Consider the following 20841-nt stretch of genomic DNA (forward strand, 5'->3'; position numbering starts at 1 on the left):
TACCTACCAAAGGTGCGAACTTGGGCGCACGGGCTTGCCAGCGATCCGGACAAACAGCAGGATTCCGGGGCATCGGTGACAGTCCGGGAGGAAGTTTTCGTGACCAAGGATCGCACGAGCAGCGTCGCACGCGCGGATTCTGACGGCGCGTCGACCATGGATCTCAGTGGGCGCTGCGTCGGGAGCTCGTACGTCCTGCAACATCCCATCGGGCAGGGGGCCACCGGCACCGTCTGGCGGGGAGTGGACCGGGCCTCCGGCGAACCCGTCGCGGTCAAGCTGCTGCACGAGAGCCTGCTGCGGCAGCCCAAGCTGGTCACCCGTTTCGTGCAGGAGCGCACCATCCTGCTGATGCTGCGGCACCGCAACGTCGTGCGGGTCCGCGACCTGTTCAGCGTCGGCGAGACCCTCGGCCTCGTGATGGACCTGGTCGACGGCGGCAGCCTGCGCGACCATCTGCGCGAACGCGGCACGGTCGCCGCGTCGGAGGCGTGCCGGCTCGCGGCGCAGGTCGCGGCGGCGCTGGCCGAGGCGCACGAGCTCGGCGTGATCCACCGCGACCTGAAACCGGACAACATCCTGCTGCGCGTGGAGGGCGGCAGGCTGGACACCCGGCTCACCGACTTCGGGGTCGCGCGCATCCTCAACACGCCCAGCATGACGACGCCCAACGCGGTCGTCGGAACCCCGCACTACATGGCCCCGGAGGCGTTCCACGGGTCGACCGCCTCGCCGGCGACCGACGTGTACGCGCTGGGCGTGCTGCTGTACGAGCTGGTCAGCGGGCGGCCGCCGTACGACAGCGACTCGATCCCGGACCTGATGCGCCGGCACATGGAGGGTCACCGCGAGCGGCGGCCGGGCATGCCGGACGCGGTGTGGGACCTGGTCGACGACTGCATGGCGAGCAAGCCGCGGCTGCGGCCGAGCGCGGCCGAGATGGTGGCGGCGCTGTCCGACGCGGCCCGGGAGTGCGCGGGAGTCCCGGCCCTGCCCCGGCCGTCGGGCATCTACACCGACCCGGGCAGCGCCTACGCCGACGATTCGGCCTTCTACCCGAACGGCCTGGCCTATCCGCGCGGCCGAGCCGACCGGAGCGGGCCGGGCCGGGTGCCCGGCGTGAGTCGTGTTCCGGGCCAGGCCGGCCCGGTCGATCAAGCACGCAGCGGTCCGGGACGGAGCGGGCCGAACCCGGCCGGCAGCGGGGCCGGCTTCAGCCCGGCGGGCAGCGGAGCGGGGGAGCCGCCGGTGCGGACCGGCAACGCCGGGCCGGGGCGGGACGGTGGGGACGACGTCGCCGAGGCGGTCAGTCTGCTGCCGTTGCCGCGCAAGCCGGACCGAGGGAACGCCCCGCCCCGCTGGCGGTGGGCCAAGCGGCCCGGCGTGACCATGGCGATCATCGCGGCGGCCATGGTGGCCTCGGCGGTGGCCACCACGGCGTGGAACCACGGCCGGGCCGACGGGGAACCCCGGGACACCGTGACCCGGGAGGCCCCCGCGGCACCGACCGGCTCGCCGAAGCCGTCCGCGGCGGCGGTGGTGAGCCGGGCACCGCGGACCGCGGCCCACCGTGTCGCGTCCGCTCCGGCCGACGAGCCGGAGCCGGCGGCCGCGAGGTCGGTCGCCCGGACCCGGGTACCGGCCACGGCCGCCGCTCGCGGCGCGACCAAACCTCGGTCACCGCAACCGGAAGCCCAGCCCTACGGCCCGTGGCAGTGCACCGAGCGGGTCGCCTTCGACCTGAGCAGCCGGATCCCCCTGCTTCCGAAGCCGTGCCAGATGGTCGGCCGCGACATCCGGTACCAGGCATCGCTGACCGCACCGGGCGGCGGCACCGGCAGCATCTCCGTGACCCTCCAGGACGCGGCGAGCGGCCGCACCGTCGCCGGCCCGAAGACCTGCACCGGCCTGGCGTTCGGCGGTCAGGCCGCGACTCAGGGCTGCGGCCCCTCGGGCGCGAGCCCGTCCCGGGGCCGTCAGTACCTGGTGGTCATGACGTATCGCTACGAGCGCGGTGGCCGCATGGTCGCCAGCTCGTCGAAAGGTTCCACCTTCAGTTGGTGACGCACTAGCGTCCTGACCATGCGCATCCTGCTGCTGGTGGCGTTGATCGTGGTCGGCCTCGCGACGCCGGCCGAGGCGGCCGATCCGGCGTGGTTCCCGACCCGGCTCACCCACCTCGGTGACGCCGAGCAGGTCATCGTGGTCACCGGCCGCAGCCCGAAGTCGAGCTACGCCACGCTGCGTGTCTTCGAGCGCGGTAGTGACGGGCGATGGCGGGCGGCGTTGCCGGCGATGGCGGCCCGCAACGGCTACGCCGGCTGGCAGTGGGCGGCGAAGCGGGTGCAGGACACCGGCACCACGCCGGCCGGCACGTTCCGGATCACCGAGGCATTCGGCCTGGCCGCCGACCCCGGCGCCCACCTGCTCTACCGCCCGGCCGGCGTCACTTGGGACGCCAAGCGCGGCGAATACGTGGCGAAGAGCCCGGCCGTGGTCGGTCGTGGCTCGGCCGTCTTCCTGCACGTCAACGGCAAGGGCTCGACCGCCGGCTGCGTCTCGGTCAGCCGGGCCGACATGATCAGCATCCTGCGCCGGCTCAACCCGGCCGCCCACCCGCGCATAGTGATGGCCCCGCTCGCCGACATCACCAAGGCGTAGGAAATTAAGTCGACCGATGATCGGTTGAGGCCTAACGTGATCCGCATGTTCGCACCCGGTCTGCAGCTGCCCTCGATGGTGGCTCCCGGGTGCGTTCGTGTCTTCTTCAGCGGCGCCGATACCCGAAGCTGACCCTTCCCCACCGCCAGCAGAACCCCGGGGAAGGGTCGCCGGTCCCTGCGCGGGTTCTGGCGCGGCTCTGTCCGCGTTTCACCGGATCGAAGAAATCAGCCTTGCCACCAGTGAGGAACCATCATGGCCAAGAGCCAGTTCATCCGTAACAAGCCACACGTCAACATCGGGACGATGGGGCACGTCGACCACGGGAAGACGACCCTGACCGCCGCCATCACGAAGGTGCTCGCCGACCGCGACCCGGCCGCCAACCGGTACGTCGCGTTCGAGGGCATCGACAAGGCGCCGGAGGAGGCCGCCCGCGGCATCACCATCACCATCGCGCACGTCGAGTACGAGACCCCGGCGCGCCACTACGCGCACGTGGACATGCCCGGCCACGCCGACTACGTGAAGAACATGATCACGGGGGCGGCACAGGTGGACGGCGCGATCCTCGTCGTGTCGGCGCAGGACGGGTCGATGCCGCAGACCCGCGAGCACGTGCTGCTCGCCAAGCGGGTCGGCGTGCCGTACCTGGTGGTGGCGCTCAACAAGAGCGACGCCGTGGACGACCCGGAGCTGCTCGACCTGGTCGAGCTGGAGGTGCGGGAGCTGCTCAGCGAGTACGGTTTCCCGGGCGACGAGGTGCCGGTGGTGCGCGTGAGCGCACTGAAGGCCCTCGAGGGCGATCCGCGCTGGGTGGGCTCGATAGGAGACCTGCTCGACGCGGTCGACGCCTACGTCCCGGTGCCGCCGCGCGAGCTGGGCGAGCCGTTCCTCATGCCGATCGAGAACGTCCTGTCGATCAGCGGCCGGGGCACGGTCGTCACCGGCAAGGTCGAGCGCGGCACGCTGCACGTCGGCGAGCCGGTCGAGGTGGTCGGCCTCGGCCCGACCGTCGCGAGCGTGGCCACCGGCCTGGAGATGTTCGGCAAGTCGCTCGAGACGGCGCAGGCCGGCGACAACGCGGCGGTGCTGCTGCGCGGCGTGAAGCGGGAGCAGGTGCAGCGCGGCCAGGTGGTCGCGCTGCCCGGCAGCGTGACGCCGCACCAGAAGTTCCGGGCCACGATGTACGCGCTGACCTACGCCGAGGGCGGCCGGCACACCCCGTTCGAGGCGAACTACCGGCCCCAGTTCTACTTCCACACGACCGACGTGTCGGGTGGTCTGGACCTGGGCGGGCTCGACCTGGTCATGCCGGGCGACACGCTCGACGACGTCGTGGTAACCCTCGGTAAGCCGGTCGCACTCGAGGTCGGCCTGGGCTTCGCGGTACGTGAGGGTAACCGCACGGTTGCCGCGGGCACCGTCACCCATCTGCTGGACTGATCCACCCGAAGCGGCCCGGCCGGCGAACAGCCGGGCCGCTTCCGGGTACTCTTCGACCGGTGAAACACCCCCACTGGCGACGCCCCATCGTCGCCGCCGGTGCCCTTCTGGTCGTCGCCATCGGCGGCGTGGCCTGGGCCGATCGTTCCGAACCGGTGATCGAGGCCGTTCCGCCGCCCGCCGCCACCACCTACGCCGTCACCCTCTCCCCCGACGAGGCCGCGTTCCGCAACGGTTGGGGTTCACCGGTGACCGAGCAGTCCGACGAGTTCAACGGCACCGGGGTCGACCTGGCCAAGTGGGGCCTGTTCGGGGCGGGCGAGGACCAGTACGCCGGCTGCTCACCGGGTTTCCACGGGCACGGCCAGCGCTGCGCGTCGCAGACCACCGAGGCCGGCGGCTATCTCAGCGTGACGGGGACGGCCGACGGGAAGACCGGCGGCCTGTGGGGCCGGATGCGCCCGTTCCGGTACGGCCGGGTCGAGGTCCGGGAGCGCGCGCTCCCGCTGGCCGACAACGGCGGGGAGGCCTGGCACGCCGTCCCGCTGCTCTGGCCGGACAACGAGGCCATCTGGGCCGAGGCCGAGATCGACTTCGCCGAGCGGGACGTCGCCGCCCCCAAGGTCGGCCTGTTCGTGCATTCGAAGGGCACCAAGGAGTGCTCGGTGGTCATCGACTCGACGAAATTCCACAACTACGCGATCGACTGGCAACCGACCAACATTTCCTGGTACGTCGATGGCGTCCTCAAATGCACGATCAACGCGAAGATCGACGCCTTCAGCCGCTCCAACGGCGGCGCCCAGATGGACATGTTCCCGGAGAACGGCGTCCTGATGCGCCCGGCCCGCCAGGACATCGACTGGATCCGCATGTACGCCGCCCCCAACACCGAATACCAATAGGTGCCCGCCCGGTGGACGGGCACCCGTTGGCGTCAGCTCACCCGCAGGTAGTCCAGGTTGAAGCCGCCGGTCTCGCAGTAGACCGTCACCAGCTGGTCGCCGGCCGCGAGGGTCACCGGCACGTGCACCGACTGGTAGGTGGCCCAGCCGCCGGTGGCCGGGGCCGCGACGGTGGCCAGCGTGGTGCCGGTGGCGTCGCGGAACGAGATCGCGCCCGGTGCCTCCGCGCCGGTGCCGTTCGCGACCCGCAACTCCAGGTCGTAGGGGCCGGCCGTGGCGACATCCAGGCGATATTGCAACCAGTTCCCGGGCGCGGTCCAGCCGACGTTCTTGCCGCCGCTCGCCGAGGCGTTCGACTCGACGAAGTTCACGCCCTCGGTCCAGCCGTGCTGGGCCACATACGCCTCCGCCTCGACCGTCTCGCCGATCGGGGCGCCGTGCGGCGCCACCGTCAGATGCACCGTCGTGGCGGCGCGGGCGGCACCGTCGGTGACATAGAAGGTCAGCGTCTGCTCACCCGCGGTGGTCGGGTGCACGGTCACCTCGCCGGTGGTCGCGTTCAGTGATACGCCGGCGGGCAGGTCGGTGGCGTAGAAGGCGAGCCGGTCCCGGTCCCGGTCGGTGGCGGCCAGCCGGAACGTCGTGGTGGCGTACTGGTCGGCGGTCACCTGCGCCTGCGGCGCGATGACCGGTGGGTGGTTGCGGTGGGTGGCCGGCGGTCGCGCCTTCCATCGGTACGTCGCGTACGCCCCGGCCGGCACCGTCACCACGAAGGATTCGGCGCCCAGCACCACCCGTACCGAAGAGGGGGTGGTGTTGCTGTTGGCGACGATGGCCGTGAAGTTGTTTCCGTCGCGGTAGACGACGTTGCTCACCCCACCGGACGGCGCGCTGGACTCGACGCGGACGTCACCCGGCTTCAGATAACGGGCGAACTGACCGAGCGGGTAGAGCTCGTCGCGTACCGAAAAAGTTCTGGTATCGGTGTTGACCTTCACCAATCGGTCCGGCCATTTCGTGGTGGCCGCGACCTGGTCCCAGTCCACATTGTTGTCGCGCTTGTCGGTCCAGTGCAGGGTGCCGCCGTCCTGGTCGGTGGCCTGCGCCCAGAGAATGTAGGAACTCGCGTCCAGCCGGAAATAGCTGAGCACGGTCGCCGGACTCAGATCGCTGGTCTCGGTGAGATGCACCGGCTTGCCGAATTCCTGGTAGGCGTCCCGCATCACCGTCGGATCGCCCCAATAGGGGTGGAACGCGATCGCGTCGGCGGCCTTTCGCGCCGCCGGGTCGTTCATGATGCGGTAGTAGTTCTTGGTCTCGGTGCTGGCCGGGTCGCGCCAGTCCCAGAAGTTGAAGTCGTGCACGTAGAGGTCGGTGCGCAGGCCGGCCTTCCGGGTCTCGCGCTTGATCGCGACCGCGAGTCTCTGCTGCTGCTCGACGCTGATGTCCATGGCCGGATAGACCACATCCATGCCCGGCTCATTGAGCAGCGTCAAAGAATCGACCGGCACACCCTTTTTCGCGTACGCCTGCAGGTACTTCACGTAGTACCGGGCGAAGACGTCGATGCAGTCGTCGCGCAGCTTGCCCGCCTGGTAGTACGAGCTGGTGCTGCCCGGCTTCAGGGCGACCTCGCCGAGGAACTTGTTGTTCGTCTTCATCCAGGCCGGCGCGCTCCACGCCGAGGCGAAGAAGGTGGCCTTCGGGTTGTATTTCAGAATGAGCCGGGCGGTGTCGACGATGTGCAGGTCGACGTCGCGCTGAATGGAGAAGTACTTCAGCGCGAAATCGTCGGTGACCCCGGCCGGCAGCTCGTCGTAGGACCAGAACGGCAGATGTTCGATGAGGTCCGGGCTGCCGATGGTGAGCCGGAACCGGTCCAGCCCGGCCCCGGTCCTCGGGTCGGCGAGCAGGCGGATGGCGTTCTCCCGCTCGGCCGGCGTGAGCTTCCAGAGGTTGGACACGCTGGTCTCGTCCAGCGAGAACCCGATGCCGCTGTACGCCTGCCGCTCCTGACTCGGATCGACCACCACGGTCGCGTCGGCGGCCGGACCGCGACCGCCCCCGACCCGGGTGGCCGGCAGCGCTTCCCAGGCGTGTCCCGCCCCGGTCGAGTAAGTGCCGCTGACCCACTCACGGTGACCACCGGCGTCGGCGGGTTGCGCTGTGCCCACCAGCAGCAGCAGCAACACCGCCGCGAGCGCCGCGGTTGTCGATCGCCTCACGAGACCTCCACACGGATAGACCAAGAGCTATCCGTGCGAGTTTATTAACCTCTTTAACTAAGAAGCAACGCCCCCGAAACGTTCCGGAACCGCAGGCATCGGCCTTGATATGCAACGAGTTGCATAGCAGGATGGCGGGTATGGCTCTGGAGCACGCGATTCTCGTCTCGCTACTGGAGCAGCCCGGGTCGGGATATGAGTTGGCCCGGCGCTTCGAGCGGTCCATCGGGCGGTTCTGGACGGCCACCCATCAGCAGATCTACCGGGTGCTGAAGCGCATGGAGGCCGACGGCTGGGTCGTCGGGCGAGATGTCGGGCAGGACGGGCGCCCCGACAAGCGGTCCTATGAGGTCTCCGCGGCCGGGCGCGAGACGCTGACCGAGTGGCTGCGGGAGCCGGTGCAGCCCGAGGCGGTGCGGCATGACCTGGCCGTGAAGATTCGGGGTGCTGCCTTCGACGATGCGGCCGGGCGGGCTCGGCTGGTCGACGAGGTGCGGCGTTACCGGGCCGGCCATGAGGAGACGCTCGCTCGCTACCTCGCCGGCGAGCGGCGTGACTTTCCGGCCGGCGGTGATCTCGACACCGGGCAGCGGCTGCAACATGTCGTGCTCCGGGGCGGGATCGCCTATGAGCGGATGCTGCTCGACTGGCTCGACGACGTACTCGAAACGCTCTTGAAAGGTTTGCCGTGATCCTCAATCCACGCACCTATGACCCCACGCATCTCGACGACGAGTCGCGGCGGCTGCTTCGCGCGACCGTGGACTTCTTCGAGGAGCGCGGCAAGAAAGCGTTGATGGCCAGTTACATCGATCGGGCGTGGTATTCCGATTTTCTGGACTTCGCGGCCAAGGAGGGGTTGCTCGCGACGTTCATGACCCCGGCCGCCGACGGTGACGGCGACCCGGACAAGCGGTGGGACACGGCCCGTAACGCGGCGCTCAGCGAGATCCTCGGCTTCTACGGCCTCGACTACTGGTACACGTGGCAGGTCACCGTGCTCGGTCTCGGGCCGGTGTGGCAGAGCGACAATGCCGAGGCCCGGAAACGCGCGGCGAATCTGCTCGCCGATGGGCACGTGATGGCGTTCGCGCTGTCCGAGCGGGGTCACGGTGCCGACATCTACGCCACCGACATGGTGCTCACCCCGTCCGACGGCGGGGGCTGGACGGCGAACGGCACGAAGTACTACATCGGCAACGGCAACGTCGCGGGGCTGGTGTCGGTGTTCGGCAAGACGCCCGACGGCTATGTCTTCTTCGCCGCCGACAGCCGGCACGAGAATTACCACCTGATCGACAACGTCGTGAACAAGCAGATGTACGTGAGCACGTTCGAGCTGCGCGATTACCCGGTTCGCGAGCAGGACGTCCTGCACGCCGGCCAGGGTGCCTTCGACGCCGCACTGAACACGGTCAATGTCGGCAAATTCAACCTGTGCACGGCCGCGATCGGCATCTGCGAGCACGCCATGTACGAGGCGGTCACCCACGCCCACCGCCGGATGCTGTACGGCAAGCCGGTCACCGACTTCGCGCACGTGCGGCGGGAGCTTTCCGACGCGTACGTCCGGCTGGTCGGCATGAAGCTCTTCAGCGACCGCGCCGTGGACTATTTCCGGTCGGCCGGCCCGGAGGACCGCCGTTATCTGCTGTTCAACCCGATGACCAAGATGAAGGTCACCACCGAGGGCGAGAAGGTCATCGACCTGATGTGGGACGTCATCGCGGCCAAGGGTTTCGAGAAGGACACCTATTTCGACAAGGCGGCCATGGACATCCGTGGCCTGCCCAAGCTCGAGGGCACCGTGCACGTCAACCTCGCGCTGATCCTCAAGTTCATGCCCAATTACCTCTTCCACCCGACCGAGTTCCCGCCGGTGGAAACGCGGCACGACGCGGCCGACGACGAGTTCCTGTTCCAGCAGGGGCCGGCGCGAGGGCTCGGCGCGATCCGGTTCCACGACTGGCGCATCGCCTACGACCAATTTGCACATCTGCCGAACGTGGCCGTCTTCCGGGAGCAGGCCGACGGTTTCGGTCAGTTGTCGGTGGCCAAGGAGCAGCACGGCGATCTGGACTTCCTGCTCGCCGTCGGGCACCTGTTCGCGCTGATCGTCTACGGCCAGCTGATCCTGGAGAAGGGCGGTGTCGACGACGCCCTGCTCGACGAGATCTTCGCGGTCCTGGTCCGAGACTTCTCCGAGTACGCGACCGAGCTGCACGGCAAGACCGCCACCACCGACGAACAGGCCGCCTGGGCGCTGGCGCACATCCGCCGCCCGGTGGCCGACGAGTCCCGCACCGACGCGGTCTGGCAGCAGGTGCTCGCCCTGGTCGGCGCCTACGAGATGAGGCCCTGACCGCCGAACAGCCGGCGGTAGAACGGCGTGGCCCGGAAGGGCCCGCCGTGGTGCGGGCTCCGCCAGGTCTCCAGATCGCCGACCTGGAGCTCGTAGTCGGGGTGGATGCCGTCGTCGCTGGTGCGGCGGGTGAGCGTGATCGGGAAGTGGTCGCCGTGCGTGACCGGGACCGGCTCGGGGAAGGGCGCGTAGATCGGCGCCCAGGCCCGGGTGCCGCCGGTCAGGGCGTCCACCTCGCGGCCGCCGCGTGATTCGGCGGCCACCCGTGTCCACAGGAGAATGCCGGACATCCGCGCCGAGTTCGCGCTGATCCGCAGGTCGGCGGTCAGGTGCCCGTCGTACGCGGGCGGCGGGTTGTCGGCGGCGAAAGCGTTCGACTCGTCCGCCGGGTTCTCGGCGGCGAAAATGATCGACTCGACCGGGACCGCGGTGGAGATGATCGCGTCGTCGGCCGGGCCGCCCAGGCAGAGCCGCAGGTCGAAGGGTGCGCCGGCGGCCGCGAAAACGCGGTCCAGGTAGGGGCGGGTCTCGGCCGCCAGGGTCAGGTCGATGCCGGTCAGGTCGACGGCGGCGGCCCAGGTCTGGATCCGGAACGGGATCCACACACAGTCCGGAACGCAGAGTCGCGCGCGGGCGTCGGCGAGAACCGCGATCGCCCCCTCGGCCGATGCGATGTTGCCGACGATCTCGGAAACGCAGACCTCCGCCCGTACCGGAAGGGTTGTCTCGGTGGAAAGACCCGGCAGCACCGTGACCCGGTCGTCCAGCCCGGCCATCGCGACAGCGTCGGCCGCCCGGTCGGCGGTGGCCCGGTCGGCCTCGATCGCATAGACGTGCCGGGCTCCGGCGTGGGCGGCCTCGACCGCCCACAATGCGTCCCGGCCGGTGCCGATGTCGACGACCACCCGGCCCGGTGCGGCCGACCGGACGGCATCGCGGAAGGCCCGATGCCGGTCGTCGGCGGCGTCGAAGGCGTCGTAGACCCGGTCGTCGTAGGCGGGATATTCACCCATCGACGGGAAGAGCACATAGGGCGATCCGTTGGTCACCCGCTCATGGTGCCCGTTCTACTCCGGGTCGGCCTGCTTGCGGCGCAGATCTTCCTCGCGGCGGCGGAGGTCGGCCTCCCACGTCTTCATCATCGCCTCGTCCTCGCGCAGGCTGCTGGACAGGCCGCGGAGGAACTCCGGGTCGTCGTCGGGGGCGGTCGAGCGCCGGCCCGGACGCTGATCTTCCGGGAAACCGTTGCCCGGGCGCCAGACCGTGCCGTTGCTCAGCCGCACCGGCGGGGCCGGCCGGCCGGCGACGAACCAGGCGATCGCGCCGATCGGCGAGAACAGCAGGATGATGAACACCCACGCGACTCGCGGCAGCGCCCGGATCGACGACTCCTCGGCGGAGAGGCAGTCGATCAGAGCGACCACGAGCAGCGCGAGGTCCAGCAGCACGAACAGCGAGTAGAGACGAACCATGGCGGAGATCCTCCCAAAGCTGGGAGGATCCCGTGGTCCCGGAAAAGGTGCAAAAGAGTTTTAGATTGCGCCGGTGAACGCCGGCAGGTAGCCGTTCGTGTAGCCGGTCCTGTTCGGGGGGTCGGTGAACGACTTGGGGGCGTGGCGGCTGACCCACTGGCCGGGGTAGCCGTTCGGGCTGCGCGAGCAGGTGCCGACCTGCCCGGGCGCGCCGACGCCGGAGGAGTAGGAGTCGCCCGCGCTCCGGTTACCGAACGGTAGGCCCGAGCGGCGATAAATAGAACCTCATGTATTTATCGGTACGGCCGAGTACCCTTTTCAGGGTTCCCACAGTTGATCGCACTACCGTCTGACCATGGAAGAAGAACGGGCACGCCGGGTCGTCGAAACACTCCGCACTCGCAACGTCTTCGCCCACGTCAAGCTGCCGCAGGCCGGCATCACGCAATACGGCATACGCGTGGTGCTCCCGGACGGGCGTGAGGCGATCTGGGACAACGACGGCACGGCCGGACTCGAAGCCCAGATCATGCGTAACGGGATCCTGGTGGGATTTGTCGCCTCGATCCCCGACTCGGAGAATTTCGGCGACGGCCAGATCGTCGAGGCCATCGCCACCGCCGATTACGACCGCCCGGTCGGCCGCTCCCGGCCGTCCACGCCCCGCCCGATTCCCCGCCCGTCGCCGTCCCTCGGGCAGCGCATCCGCGGACGCATGGGCTAGCTCTCCGGGTTGATCAGGGCTTCCAGACGGCGCATCGCCACCGGCCACAACTCCGGGGTCAGGGTCGCCAGCAGCGTCTCGGCCAGCGACTGCACCACCATGTCGATCGATTCCCGCACCGCCGGGTCCAGCTCGGGCTCGGGTTCTCTCGGCCGGGGAGCGGGGACCTCGGCCGCCGGCGGCGGCGGGGGCGGGAACTCGACCGGCAGGTCCTCGGCCGCGCCGATCAGGTGCAGATAGCCGGTGGCCCGGGTCAGCGCGATGTAGAGCAGCCGGTGCCCGCGCGGGTCGTCGTCCAGGATGTGACCCGGCTCGACCACCACCGTCGCGTCGAACTCCAGGCCCTTCGCCTCGTGCGGGGCGAGCAGTGCGACCCCGGCGCCGCCCGGTTCGTCCTCGCCGGCCGGGTGCCAGGGCAGGCCCTCCTCGTCCAGCGCCGCCTCGACCTCCTCGCGGCAGCGGGCCGGGCAGACCACGGCCACCGAGCGTCCCCGGTCGGCGTGCTCGGCGGCGGCCGCGGCCACCAGCGCGGCCCGGGTCGCCGGACCGGCCGGCACGATCACCGGGTCGGACGTCCCGTCGCGTACGGCGGTGGGAGCCGAAACGCTCGGCGCGGCCATCGGCAGCAGCTCCGCGGCCAGATCGAAGATCTGCCGCGGGATGCGGTAGCCGAAGCGCAGTTCCCGGTGCTCGTGCGGGATCGCCGACGGGAGCTGCGCCACCAGGTCGTGCCAGTCGTCGCGGGCCCACAGGCCGGTCGACTGGGCGATGTCGCCGACCACCGTCATCGAACCGTCGCGCGACCGCCGGGCGATCGCCCGCAACTGCATCGGCGAGAGGTCCTGCGCCTCGTCGACCACCACGTGCACGAAACCCTTCGGCCCGTCGCCGATCAGGTGCCCGGCCTCGTCGAGCAGCGGCAGGTCGGAGTCGCTCCACCCGTCCTCGCCGGCCGAGCGGTACAGCGACACGATCTCCCGGTCGGTGAACTCGCCGCCGGACGCCGCGGCCAGCAGGGTCCGCGAACCGAACAGGTCGCGCAGGAACCGTTCCGGTTCGAGCGGCGGCCACAGCCGGTCGGCGAGCAGGTCGGCGGCCTCCAGGATCTGCCGCGGGTCCTTGGTCGCGGCGACCAGCACCGCGCGCAGGATGCGCCGCCGATCGCCGGGCGGCGCCTCACTGGCCCGCGCGGTGTCGATGACCTGGCGCAGCGCGATCGGGTTGAGCTTGACCGCCTCGCCGCTCACCTCGATCGAGGACGGCAACTCGTCGGGCGTGCGGTTCCGGTATTCCTCGAAGGCCCGTTTCAACAACCCGGCCATCCGGGACTCGCCCTTGAGCCGGGAGACCTTCGGCGCCTCATCGCGTACGCCGCCGGCGGAGTGCAGCAGAGCGCGCACCGAGCGGTGCACCACCCGGTCGTAGCCCCAGCCGGTCAGCACGTCCTCGGTGAACCGGGCGAACGCCTCGGACGGCCCCACCACCAGCGTCTCGGCGTCGTCCAGCAGACCCTCGTCGAGCAGCCAGGCCACCCGCCGCAGCGCCGTCATGGTCTTCCCGGTGCCCGGACCGCCCTGGACGATCAGCACCCGGTCGAGCTCGGTGCCGACCACCTCGTCCTGGGCGGCCCGGATGGTGGCCACCAGGTCGGGGCCGGTCGCGGAGCTGTCCCGGCCCAGCACGGCAAGCAGATCGTCATCCACCGGAACGCCCGGGTCGGCGGGGCGGAACATGGCGCCGGCCGGCTCAGGAGCCCGCGAGGGGCAACTCGAGGCGGACCGAACCGTGCAGGTCGAGGAAGACCCGGTCGGGTGCGTTGACCACCCGCAGAACGACGTCTTCGCAATGCGGGCAGCGGCCGACCCGGCCCATGTCCTGCCCCCACAGGACCAGGGCGCCGACCGCCTCGGCATGACCGCAGCCGGCGCAGGTGTAGCGCGCGGCGGTCACGTCGACGGTGAAGAGCTCCCGGAGGTCACCGGCCATGGCGTTGCCGTCCAGTGGGTTCATGACGTGCCTCCGAAGCGTTCCGTGCGGATGCGCTTGGGGTCATGGCCGAGAGCCACCAGAATGTCGGCGGCGGCCTCGACGAATGTGGTCGGACCGCAGACGTAGCAGTCCGGGGTGAAGTCGGCGGGCCAACCGTAGCTGTTGATCGTGGCCACGTCGATCCTCTTCCGCGGAGTTACGCGGGTGTGGACGAAGTGCACATCAAGACCGGGATCATCCCGTACGCGACGGGAAAGCTCCTGGGCGTAGCAGGCATCTTCCGGGGTGCGCACCGAATAGATCAGCCGGAAGGGCTGTTTGCCCTTGGCCGCACCGCGGGCGCGGATCATCGCCATCAGCGGGACGACACCCGAACCGCCCGCCAGCAGAAGCACCGGCTTCTCCTGGGCCGGCCGCCACACGAACCAGCCGCCCACCGGGCCGCGCAGCTCGATCTGGTCACCGATTTCCAGTGTGTCGGTCAGATAGGGGGACACCTCGCCGTCGTCCAGCCTCTGCACCGTCAATTCGACCGTTTTGTCAGTCGCATTGTCCGCCCAGGCGGACGCGATCGAATAACTCCGTTGCGCGCTGTAGCCGTCGGGTGCCGTCAGCCGGACGTCGACGTGCTGGCCGGGCAGGTGACCCGGCCAGTCCGGTACGTCGAGCACGAGGGTGCGTGCCGACGGGGTCTCCCACCGTTCGCCGACGAGGGTGGCCGCCCGCCAGGTCAGTCGCCCTGGTAACGCTGCTCGAGCCATGGGTCTCCGTACATGTGGTAGCCGGCCGCTTCCCAGAAGCCGGGCTCATCGTCATTCATCAGCGACAGGCCGTTGACCCATTTCGCCGACTTCCAGAAGTACAGGTGCGGGATCAGCATGCGCGCCGGCCCGCCGTGTTCCGGTTCGAGATCCTCGCCGTCGAACTTGTAGGCGATCCACGCTTTGCCGTCCAGCAGATCTTCCATCGGTACGTTCGTCGTGTAGCCGCCGAAGCTGTGCACCATCGTGTAGTCGGCAGCAGTCTCGACGTCGGCGAGCAGTGTGTCCAGAGAGACGCCGCGCCAGGTTGTGCCGAGCTTCGACCATTTCGTGACGCAGTGGATGTCGACGGTCACGTCCGCACTTTCGAGGGCCGTGAATTCCGCCCAGTTCCAGCTCTTCTTCTCGCCGGTCTCGGTGGCGATCGTGAAGCTCCACCGGTCGAGCGGGATGCGTGGCGTCGGGCCGGCGCTGAGCACCGGGAAGTCGTGAGTGAGGTATTGACCGGGTGGCAGGCCGGGGACCGACTCGCGTCGCCGGCCGCCGAACCCTCGGGAGATGATGCCCATGGTTCCTGAGTAAACCGCATGATCATTTCAGGCGGCAGTCCGTTCTTAAATGATCTTGGTGATGCCGATCGCGCCGCTTCGCCGTTTTAGCACGGTTTATCCGATCCTTTGGAACCATTGGTGAATGAGCGATTACCAGTCCTCTGCCGCCAGCCGCCGCAAGGTCCAGCGCCGCAAGCAACTCGCGGTCGGCGTGGTCGGGCTGGGTGCGGTGCTCGGCGCCGGCGCATACGTCGTCACCGCCCAGGTCATCGACCACCGGAACCACACGGTGACCACGGACGCCATCGCGCCCGTCGCCCCGCTGCCCGAACTCACCACCCCGGCACCGCGGGTCGCCCCCTCCTCGGTGCCACCCGCGGTGACCACCAAGAGCGCGGTCAAGCACTCGATCAGCCCGGCCGCCTCGGCCTCGATGCCGATGCCGATGCCGCCGGAGGACGAGATCCGAGCGGCCCGCGAGGCAGCGGAGCGGGACGGCGTGCCGGTGCAGCCCGGCCTCACCGCCGCCGGTGAGGAACCCGCCCTGGTCGCTGAGCGCGAGGTGAAGCTCCCGAACGGGACACTGCGCATCATCACCGCCCGATTCGACCTGACCGGTCATCGCGAACTGCTGTGGGCGGTCGGCGGCGGCAAACCGGTCGGCGACGCCGAGTGCACGCAGGACCTGCACTTCAGCGAGAACGCCAAGCCGGCGCGCCAGCCGAACCTGCTGCTCTGCTGGCGGACCTCGGCGACGAAGAGCGTCGCCACGATCCTGGTGGACCGGGGCGGTCACCCCTCGACCGTGACCAGCGTCAAGGCCATCGACCGGGAATGGCGGACGCTGGACTGACCCGTCCGGTCAGAGCTGCACGGCTTCGCTGATGATGCCGACGAAACGCCGCGTCATCGGCAGCGCCACCCGGTAGCGGGTGCCGGGGTCGAGGCCGGCGATCCGGACCTGGTTCCCGGCCGCGAAGGTCCCCGTCGTCGACCAGTACGGCCCGTCCGAACGCTGCAGCACCGCGCGTTGCCCGTCCAGACCGTCGACCGTGACCACGACCGCGTCCGGGCCGTCGGCGGTGATCGTCACGTGGGCGCGCACCCGGTAGGCGACGGTCGCCGTGGTCTCCGTGCCGGGGAGCGCGAGCCGAACTCGGAACGGCGCGGTGGCGGGCTGCTCCCAGGCGACGGTGCCGTCCGCGGTGGTGACCTCCCTGGTGCAGGTGAATTCGGCGTCGTCGGCCGAGAGACAGAGGTCGACCTCCCGGCCGGCCGCCGGGTAGCCCGCCGAGGTGACGGTGAACGACGTGGTCGTCGACTCGCCGAACTCGGCCTGGCGCGCGGTCGGCCCGGCGTCGATCTCATCCTGCGCGTCAGTCGGCGCCGGCGTCGGCGCGGTTGACGGCGCGGGCTCCGTTGCCGGGCTTGCGGGTGCCGGCTCCGGGGTCGTCACCTTTTCGAGCGCGGCCATGATGTCGAGCCGGCCGTAGCCGTAGTCGTCGTCGCGCCCCGGCGCTCCCAGGTCCACGGCGGATGACTCGAGAGCCGCCTCGATCTGGTCCGGGGTGAGCGCGCGGTCGACCGAGCGGAGCAGTGCCGCCGCGGCCGCGACGTGCGGCGCCGCCATCGAGGTGCCGTTCATGCCGACGTAGCGGTTACCGGGGTAGGTGCTCACGATGCCGGAACCGGGGGCGGCGATGTCCACGTAGTTGCCCGCGGTCGAGAACGGCGCCACGGCGTCGCCCTGGTCGGTCGCCGCCACCGCGATCACGCCCGGGCCGGCGCCCGGGAAGCTGACCGGGTTGCCCTTCTGGCGATCGTTGCCGGCGGCGGCGACGACCACGACGTTCTTACCGCGGGCGTACGCGATGGCGTACGTCATCGACTGCTCCTCGGCGGGGCCGCTGATCGACAGGTTGATCACGTCGGCGCCGTGGTCGGCGGCCCAGATGACACCCTGGGCGGCAACCGACATGTAGCCGGCGCCGTTGTCGCCGAGAACGCGTACCGGCAGGATCCGAACGTCCGGGGCGATACCGGCGATGCCCGTTCCGTTGCCGGTGGCCGCCGCGATCGTGCCGGCGACATGCGTGCCGTGGCCGTGCACATCGTGCGACGGCCCCTCGGTGCCGTCGGTCAGGTCGGCGCCGGGCAGCAGCTGGCCGGCCAGGTCGGGGTGGCCGGGGTCGACGCCACTGTCCAGCACGGCGACGGTGACGCCCGCGCCGGTCGTCCGGGCCCAGGCCTCCGGAGCCCGGACGGTGCCGAGATCCCACTGGTAGAAGCGGTACGGATCGCTGCCGCTGGGCACCTCGGCGGCCACGACCGGGACGTCCAGCTCGACGCCGGCCGCGCCCTCGGTCCGCTGCGCGCGGCGCACGAGCGCCACGGCTTTCGCGCTGTCGGTCGCCGTGTGCACCGAGATGACCGGTCGTCCGTCCGGGCCGATCGTGGTCGTGACGATGCGGGCCGGACGCGCGGCCGACACCTTCCGGGGCACCAGCTTCTCCGGGGCGACCCGCAGATTGCGGGCCGCTGTGCTCACGGCCGCGGTCCGATCGACCGGGGCCGGGCTCAGTGCGCGGGTGGCTGGTTCCTGGGCGCTGCCGGCCGGCAGCACCGCCGCACCCGCCAGTGTTCCGGCCGCCAGCGCGCTCACCCCGTACCGCACCATTCGCTTCGCCATGTTCTGCCTCCCCCGTCGACCAAGTGCTCGAACATTCGTCCGAGGGCCGGCGGGGGTGGTGAGAACGAGGTGGCGGGACAGGTGCCGCTTCGTTCTCGGCCAACTCACAGGCGGCAGTCAGCCGTTTTGCCATGTTTCGTCCGGAGCGTTGCGACCATGGGGGTTCGGAGGTCCGCCCCGGCGGACCCACAACCGAGATCAAGGGATTGTCGATATGACCAACGAAGACGACGATCGGTCCGGCGACGACGGCGTCCACGGGGCCGTGCCGGAGCGTAGTTCCCGCCGACGGACCCAGGTGGCGGTGGCCGTGGCCGGCCTCGCCGTTCTCGGGGCCGGCGCCGCCTATGCCATCACCACGTCGGTCGCCGGCAAGGACCGGACAACAGCCCAGGACGTCGGGGTGGTCGTGCCGGCGCCCGCGCCCACCTCAGCCGCTGCCCAGGGACAGGCCGACAGCGTGACTCCGGCGAGCCCTTCGGCATCGGCCTCGCCCAGTTCGGCGCCGGCCAGTTCGGCGAGCCCGTCGCCGACGAACAACCGGGCGGTCACCGAGGACATCAAGGAAGCTCGGGAAAAGGCCGCGAAGGATGGCCATCCGCTGCAGCGGCCGCCCACCGAGGCGCCCCGCGCCGCGGCGATGTCCGGGCCGGTCGAAACCCGCAACGTGCCACGCAAGAACGGATCACTCCGGATCACCACCGCGAAGTTCGACCTCACCGGCCAGCGCGAGCTGCTCTGGGTGGCCGAGAAGGGCAAGCCCGCGGGCGACGGCATCCTCTGCGCCCAGAAGTTCAAGTTCAGCAACAACAGCGAGGCGGCGGTGCGGCCGAACATGATGGTCTGCTGGCACACGTCGCCGACGAAGAGCGTCGTGACCGTCCTGGTGGACCAGGGCGGTAAGCCGACCGCGGCGGAAAGCGCCGAGATCATCACGGCCGAATGGGCCAGGCTCGGCTGAGAAGCGTACGAAACAGCCGGTCCGCATCTCGCGGACCGGCTGTTTTCGTAATGGTTTCTTGCTAGGTGAAGCGGCCTATCAGAAATCGGCAACCGTGAAGGACGCGCCACTGTTGACGGCGGTCTGGTAATACGACGTGTCCGCCTTCGTACCGCCCGGCTGAGCGTCGATGTTGCCGTTGTTCACCACCGTGATGACGTATTGGCCATTCGGTACCGGTACCGGCGTCGGCGCGTAGCTGACGGTGTACGTGCTCGACGCACTGCCGTTGGCGTTGGCCGACAGCGTGGCGCTGGTGGCGCTGTTGACGGCGGTGATCGTCGTGCCGCCCGGGATGCTGGCACCGGAGATGGCCCGGCCGACGTCCGCCGAGGTGAAATTGGCGTTGGCGGCGGACGTGATGACGTTCGAGCCGTTGGTGAGCGTCGCGTCAGCGAACGTCCGGGTCGGGTTCACCGACAGCACCGTCGCGGCGGTGAGCGCCGCGGTCGGGGTCTTGGCCAGGATGGCGCGGTTGCTGTCGATGACCGAGGCGATGTAGTTGCCCGTGCCGAGGCCGGCCGCGCCGGTGACGGCCATGCCGACGTCGCCCTGGGTGAAGGACCCGACCGTGAGGGTGAGGGTCGTGCCGCTGGTCGTGCCGGTGACCGCGTGCAGCGAGGCCTGCGGGATGCCGTTGCCGGCCAGGTAGAGGCTGCAGAGCAGCTCGTTGTTGGAGATCACCAGGACGTTCAGGCACTCGGTGACCTGACCGTTGGTCTTGGTGCCGGCCGTCGTCTTGGTCGGGTCATATGTGCCCTTGACCAGGAAGACGTGCGTGTTGGCGTCATCCGGCGTCGGGCCGCTGGTGGTGCTGAAGGTGTTGCCGTAGAACCCGGACCCCGTCACCGAGACCTCGGTCGCCGTGGTCTTCGTGTTCGGCGCGGTGTTGGGCGAGACCACGATGCCGTCGCTGTACGTGTACGCGGCCTTCTTGCTGGCGTTGGCGCCACCGGTCACCTGGACGGTGACCGCGTACGGTCCGCCCGCGCTGTGCGCCGGTGCGGTGCCGGTGATGGACGTCGTGGTGGCGGTGATACCGGTGAGCGGAACGCCCCCGATGCTCGCCGTCGTAGCGCTGGCGAGGAAGCCCGTGCCGGTGATGGTGACCGTGTTGCCGCCCTGGGACGGACCGGCCGTCGGGTAAACGGTCGAGACTGTCGGCGCCACCGCACCGATGTTGTAGTTGACGCCCGTACCGCTGGTCTGCGCGAGCAGGCTGTTGGCGGTGCCCGTGTTGGTGGTGTTGTAGACGCAGACGTTGTATGCCTCGGTGGTGTTGTTGTTGCCGCTACCCAGGATCAGGTCAGAGGGCACCACCACGGCAAGCTTGGTGGGCGAGACGACCCGGACATTGGTCGCAGCGATGACACCGGCGGACGTCGCGTTGCTCGTGACAACGACCGCGGTCGGGGTCACGTAGCTCGTCGAGCATGCGGTGGGCGAGCCGGTTTCCCATTTGAACTCGACGAAGACACTGCCCTCGACGAACTGGTTGTTGGTGCCGGTCGAGGTCAGCGTCAGGGTGTTCCCGCCGCCGGTGGGACCGGATGACGAACTCAGGGTGATTACGTCCGGCGTCACGGCCCAGCTCGGCGTGGCAATGCCGAAAGTGGTGAGAGTGACCGCACCTAGTACGGCTCCGAGCCGTAGGGCTGCTTTGCGGCGCGGACTTACCTTGTGGTTTTCCATAGATGGTGCCTCCTGCGGTCTGCGGACCGCTCGAAATCGGATGTCGTCGGGCCCTCGCGGTGGAGTGGCCTATCAGTAGTCGGCCACCGTGAAGGTCGCGCCACTGGTCACGGCGGTACGGAAGTAGCTGGAGTCCGCCTTCGTGCCACCCGGCTGAGCGTCGACGTTGCCGTTGCCGACAACCGTGATGGCGTACGGGCCGTTCGGCACCGGCGTCGGAGTCGGCGCGTAGCTGATGGTGTAGGTGCTGGACGCGGTGCCGCTGGCGTTGGCCGACAGCGTGGCGCTGGTGGCGCTGTTGACGGCGGTGATCGTCGTGCCGCCCGGGATGCTGGCACCGGAGATGGCCCGGCCGACGTCCGCC

At 69.8% G+C, this 20841-nt stretch carries 18 protein-coding genes and 1 pseudogene; 9 read left to right on the top strand and 10 right to left on the bottom strand.

Features of this window, described 5'->3' with window-relative positions:
• The first annotated feature begins 99 nt into the window (after positions 1-99).
• The 4 genes from Ato02nite_RS25415 (at position 100) to Ato02nite_RS25430 (ending at position 5012) form a co-directional block, all read left to right on the top strand.
• Complete coding sequence (locus Ato02nite_RS25415; protein WP_246607410.1) at positions 100-2064, top strand: serine/threonine-protein kinase; 1965 nt, start codon at positions 100-102, stop codon at positions 2062-2064.
• A gap of 18 nt (positions 2065-2082) precedes the next feature.
• The gene (locus tag Ato02nite_RS25420) at positions 2083-2661 is read left to right on the top strand and encodes a L,D-transpeptidase family protein (protein ID WP_213009123.1); all 579 of its coding nucleotides are present in this window, start codon (positions 2083-2085) and stop codon (positions 2659-2661) included.
• Positions 2662-2916: 255 nt separating this feature from the next.
• Positions 2917-4107 carry an elongation factor Tu gene (gene tuf / locus Ato02nite_RS25425; RefSeq protein ID WP_213009124.1) on the top strand — a complete coding sequence of 397 codons (1191 nt, stop codon included), beginning with the start codon at positions 2917-2919 and terminating at the stop codon, positions 4105-4107.
• Positions 4108-4166: 59 nt separating this feature from the next.
• Positions 4167-5012, top strand: coding sequence for a glycoside hydrolase family 16 protein (locus tag Ato02nite_RS25430; protein WP_213009125.1), 846 nt, complete (start codon positions 4167-4169; stop codon positions 5010-5012).
• 32 nt (positions 5013-5044) lie between these two features.
• Here the strand turns inward: Ato02nite_RS25430 and Ato02nite_RS25435 are convergent, their stop codons facing one another.
• Positions 5045-7237 (bottom strand): carbohydrate-binding protein, encoded by a 2193-nt coding sequence (locus tag Ato02nite_RS25435; RefSeq protein ID WP_213009126.1) that lies wholly within the window; start codon positions 7235-7237, stop codon positions 5045-5047.
• A 140-nt stretch (positions 7238-7377) separates the two neighbouring features.
• On the opposite strand from Ato02nite_RS25435, the gene Ato02nite_RS25440 reads away from it, so the two are divergent.
• Together Ato02nite_RS25440 and Ato02nite_RS25445 are read left to right on the top strand one after the other, a co-directional pair.
• Entirely contained in the window at positions 7378-7929 is a 552-nt protein-coding gene (locus tag Ato02nite_RS25440; protein ID WP_213009127.1) for a PadR family transcriptional regulator, read from the top strand.
• Positions 7926-9599 carry an acyl-CoA dehydrogenase family protein gene (locus Ato02nite_RS25445; RefSeq protein WP_213009128.1) on the top strand — a complete coding sequence of 558 codons (1674 nt, stop codon included), beginning with the start codon at positions 7926-7928 and terminating at the stop codon, positions 9597-9599. The genes Ato02nite_RS25440 and Ato02nite_RS25445 overlap by 4 nt, the downstream gene beginning before the upstream one ends.
• On the opposite strand, the gene Ato02nite_RS25450 is transcribed toward Ato02nite_RS25445, so the two are convergent.
• Positions 9581-10648, bottom strand: a complete 1068-nt coding sequence (locus Ato02nite_RS25450; protein ID WP_213009129.1) for an SAM-dependent methyltransferase — start codon at positions 10646-10648, stop codon at positions 9581-9583. The two genes, Ato02nite_RS25445 and Ato02nite_RS25450, sit on opposite strands and share 19 nt — an antisense overlap.
• Positions 10649-10666: 18 nt before the next feature.
• Positions 10667-11071: a PLD nuclease N-terminal domain-containing protein gene (locus tag Ato02nite_RS25455; RefSeq protein ID WP_213009130.1), complete on the bottom strand. Its 405-nt coding sequence runs from the start codon at positions 11069-11071 to the stop codon at positions 10667-10669.
• A gap of 355 nt (positions 11072-11426) precedes the next feature.
• Here Ato02nite_RS25455 and Ato02nite_RS25460 point away from each other — a divergent pair, with 355 nt between their 5' ends.
• On the top strand, positions 11427-11795 hold the full coding sequence (locus Ato02nite_RS25460; RefSeq protein ID WP_213009131.1) for a hypothetical protein: 369 nt from the start codon (positions 11427-11429) through the stop codon (positions 11793-11795).
• On the opposite strand, the gene Ato02nite_RS25465 is transcribed toward Ato02nite_RS25460, so the two are convergent.
• From Ato02nite_RS25465 to Ato02nite_RS25480, 4 genes are read right to left on the bottom strand one after another with little or no spacing between them, the layout of a single operon-like run.
• Complete coding sequence (locus Ato02nite_RS25465) at positions 11792-13498, bottom strand: HelD family protein (RefSeq protein WP_213009132.1); 1707 nt, start codon at positions 13496-13498, stop codon at positions 11792-11794. The two genes, Ato02nite_RS25460 and Ato02nite_RS25465, sit on opposite strands and share 4 nt — an antisense overlap.
• A 43-nt stretch (positions 13499-13541) precedes the next feature.
• On the bottom strand, positions 13542-13805 hold the full coding sequence (locus tag Ato02nite_RS25470; protein ID WP_213009133.1) for a DUF6510 family protein: 264 nt from the start codon (positions 13803-13805) through the stop codon (positions 13542-13544).
• Positions 13802-14545: a ferredoxin reductase gene (locus Ato02nite_RS25475; RefSeq protein ID WP_213009134.1), complete on the bottom strand. Its 744-nt coding sequence runs from the start codon at positions 14543-14545 to the stop codon at positions 13802-13804. Before Ato02nite_RS25475 ends, Ato02nite_RS25470 begins: the two co-directional genes overlap by 4 nt.
• A complete protein-coding gene (locus Ato02nite_RS25480; RefSeq protein ID WP_213009135.1) occupies positions 14515-15114 on the bottom strand; it encodes a sulfite oxidase-like oxidoreductase in 600 nt (199 codons plus the stop codon). Before Ato02nite_RS25480 ends, Ato02nite_RS25475 begins: the two co-directional genes overlap by 31 nt.
• A gap of 124 nt (positions 15115-15238) precedes the next feature.
• On the opposite strand from Ato02nite_RS25480, the gene Ato02nite_RS25485 reads away from it, so the two are divergent.
• A complete protein-coding gene (locus Ato02nite_RS25485; RefSeq protein ID WP_213009136.1) occupies positions 15239-15949 on the top strand; it encodes a hypothetical protein in 711 nt (236 codons plus the stop codon).
• 9 nt (positions 15950-15958) lie between these two features.
• Here the strand turns inward: Ato02nite_RS25485 and Ato02nite_RS25490 are convergent, their stop codons facing one another.
• Entirely contained in the window at positions 15959-17785 is a 1827-nt protein-coding gene (locus tag Ato02nite_RS25490) for a S8 family peptidase (RefSeq protein ID WP_246607411.1), read from the bottom strand.
• Between the two features lie 214 nt (positions 17786-17999).
• On the opposite strand from Ato02nite_RS25490, the gene Ato02nite_RS25495 reads away from it, so the two are divergent.
• The gene (locus tag Ato02nite_RS25495) at positions 18000-18746 is read left to right on the top strand and encodes a hypothetical protein (RefSeq protein ID WP_213009137.1); all 747 of its coding nucleotides are present in this window, start codon (positions 18000-18002) and stop codon (positions 18744-18746) included.
• A gap of 78 nt (positions 18747-18824) precedes the next feature.
• Here Ato02nite_RS25495 and Ato02nite_RS25500 read toward each other — a convergent pair whose 3' ends face one another.
• Entirely contained in the window at positions 18825-20369 is a 1545-nt protein-coding gene (locus Ato02nite_RS25500) for an IPT/TIG domain-containing protein (protein WP_213009138.1), read from the bottom strand.
• A 180-nt stretch (positions 20370-20549) separates the two neighbouring features.
• Positions 20550-20841: pseudogene (locus Ato02nite_RS25505) on the bottom strand (fibrocystin-L); the annotation flags it as partial.

The organism is Paractinoplanes toevensis (assembly GCF_018332695.1).
Taxonomy (GTDB): domain Bacteria; phylum Actinomycetota; class Actinomycetes; order Mycobacteriales; family Micromonosporaceae; genus Actinoplanes; species Actinoplanes toevensis.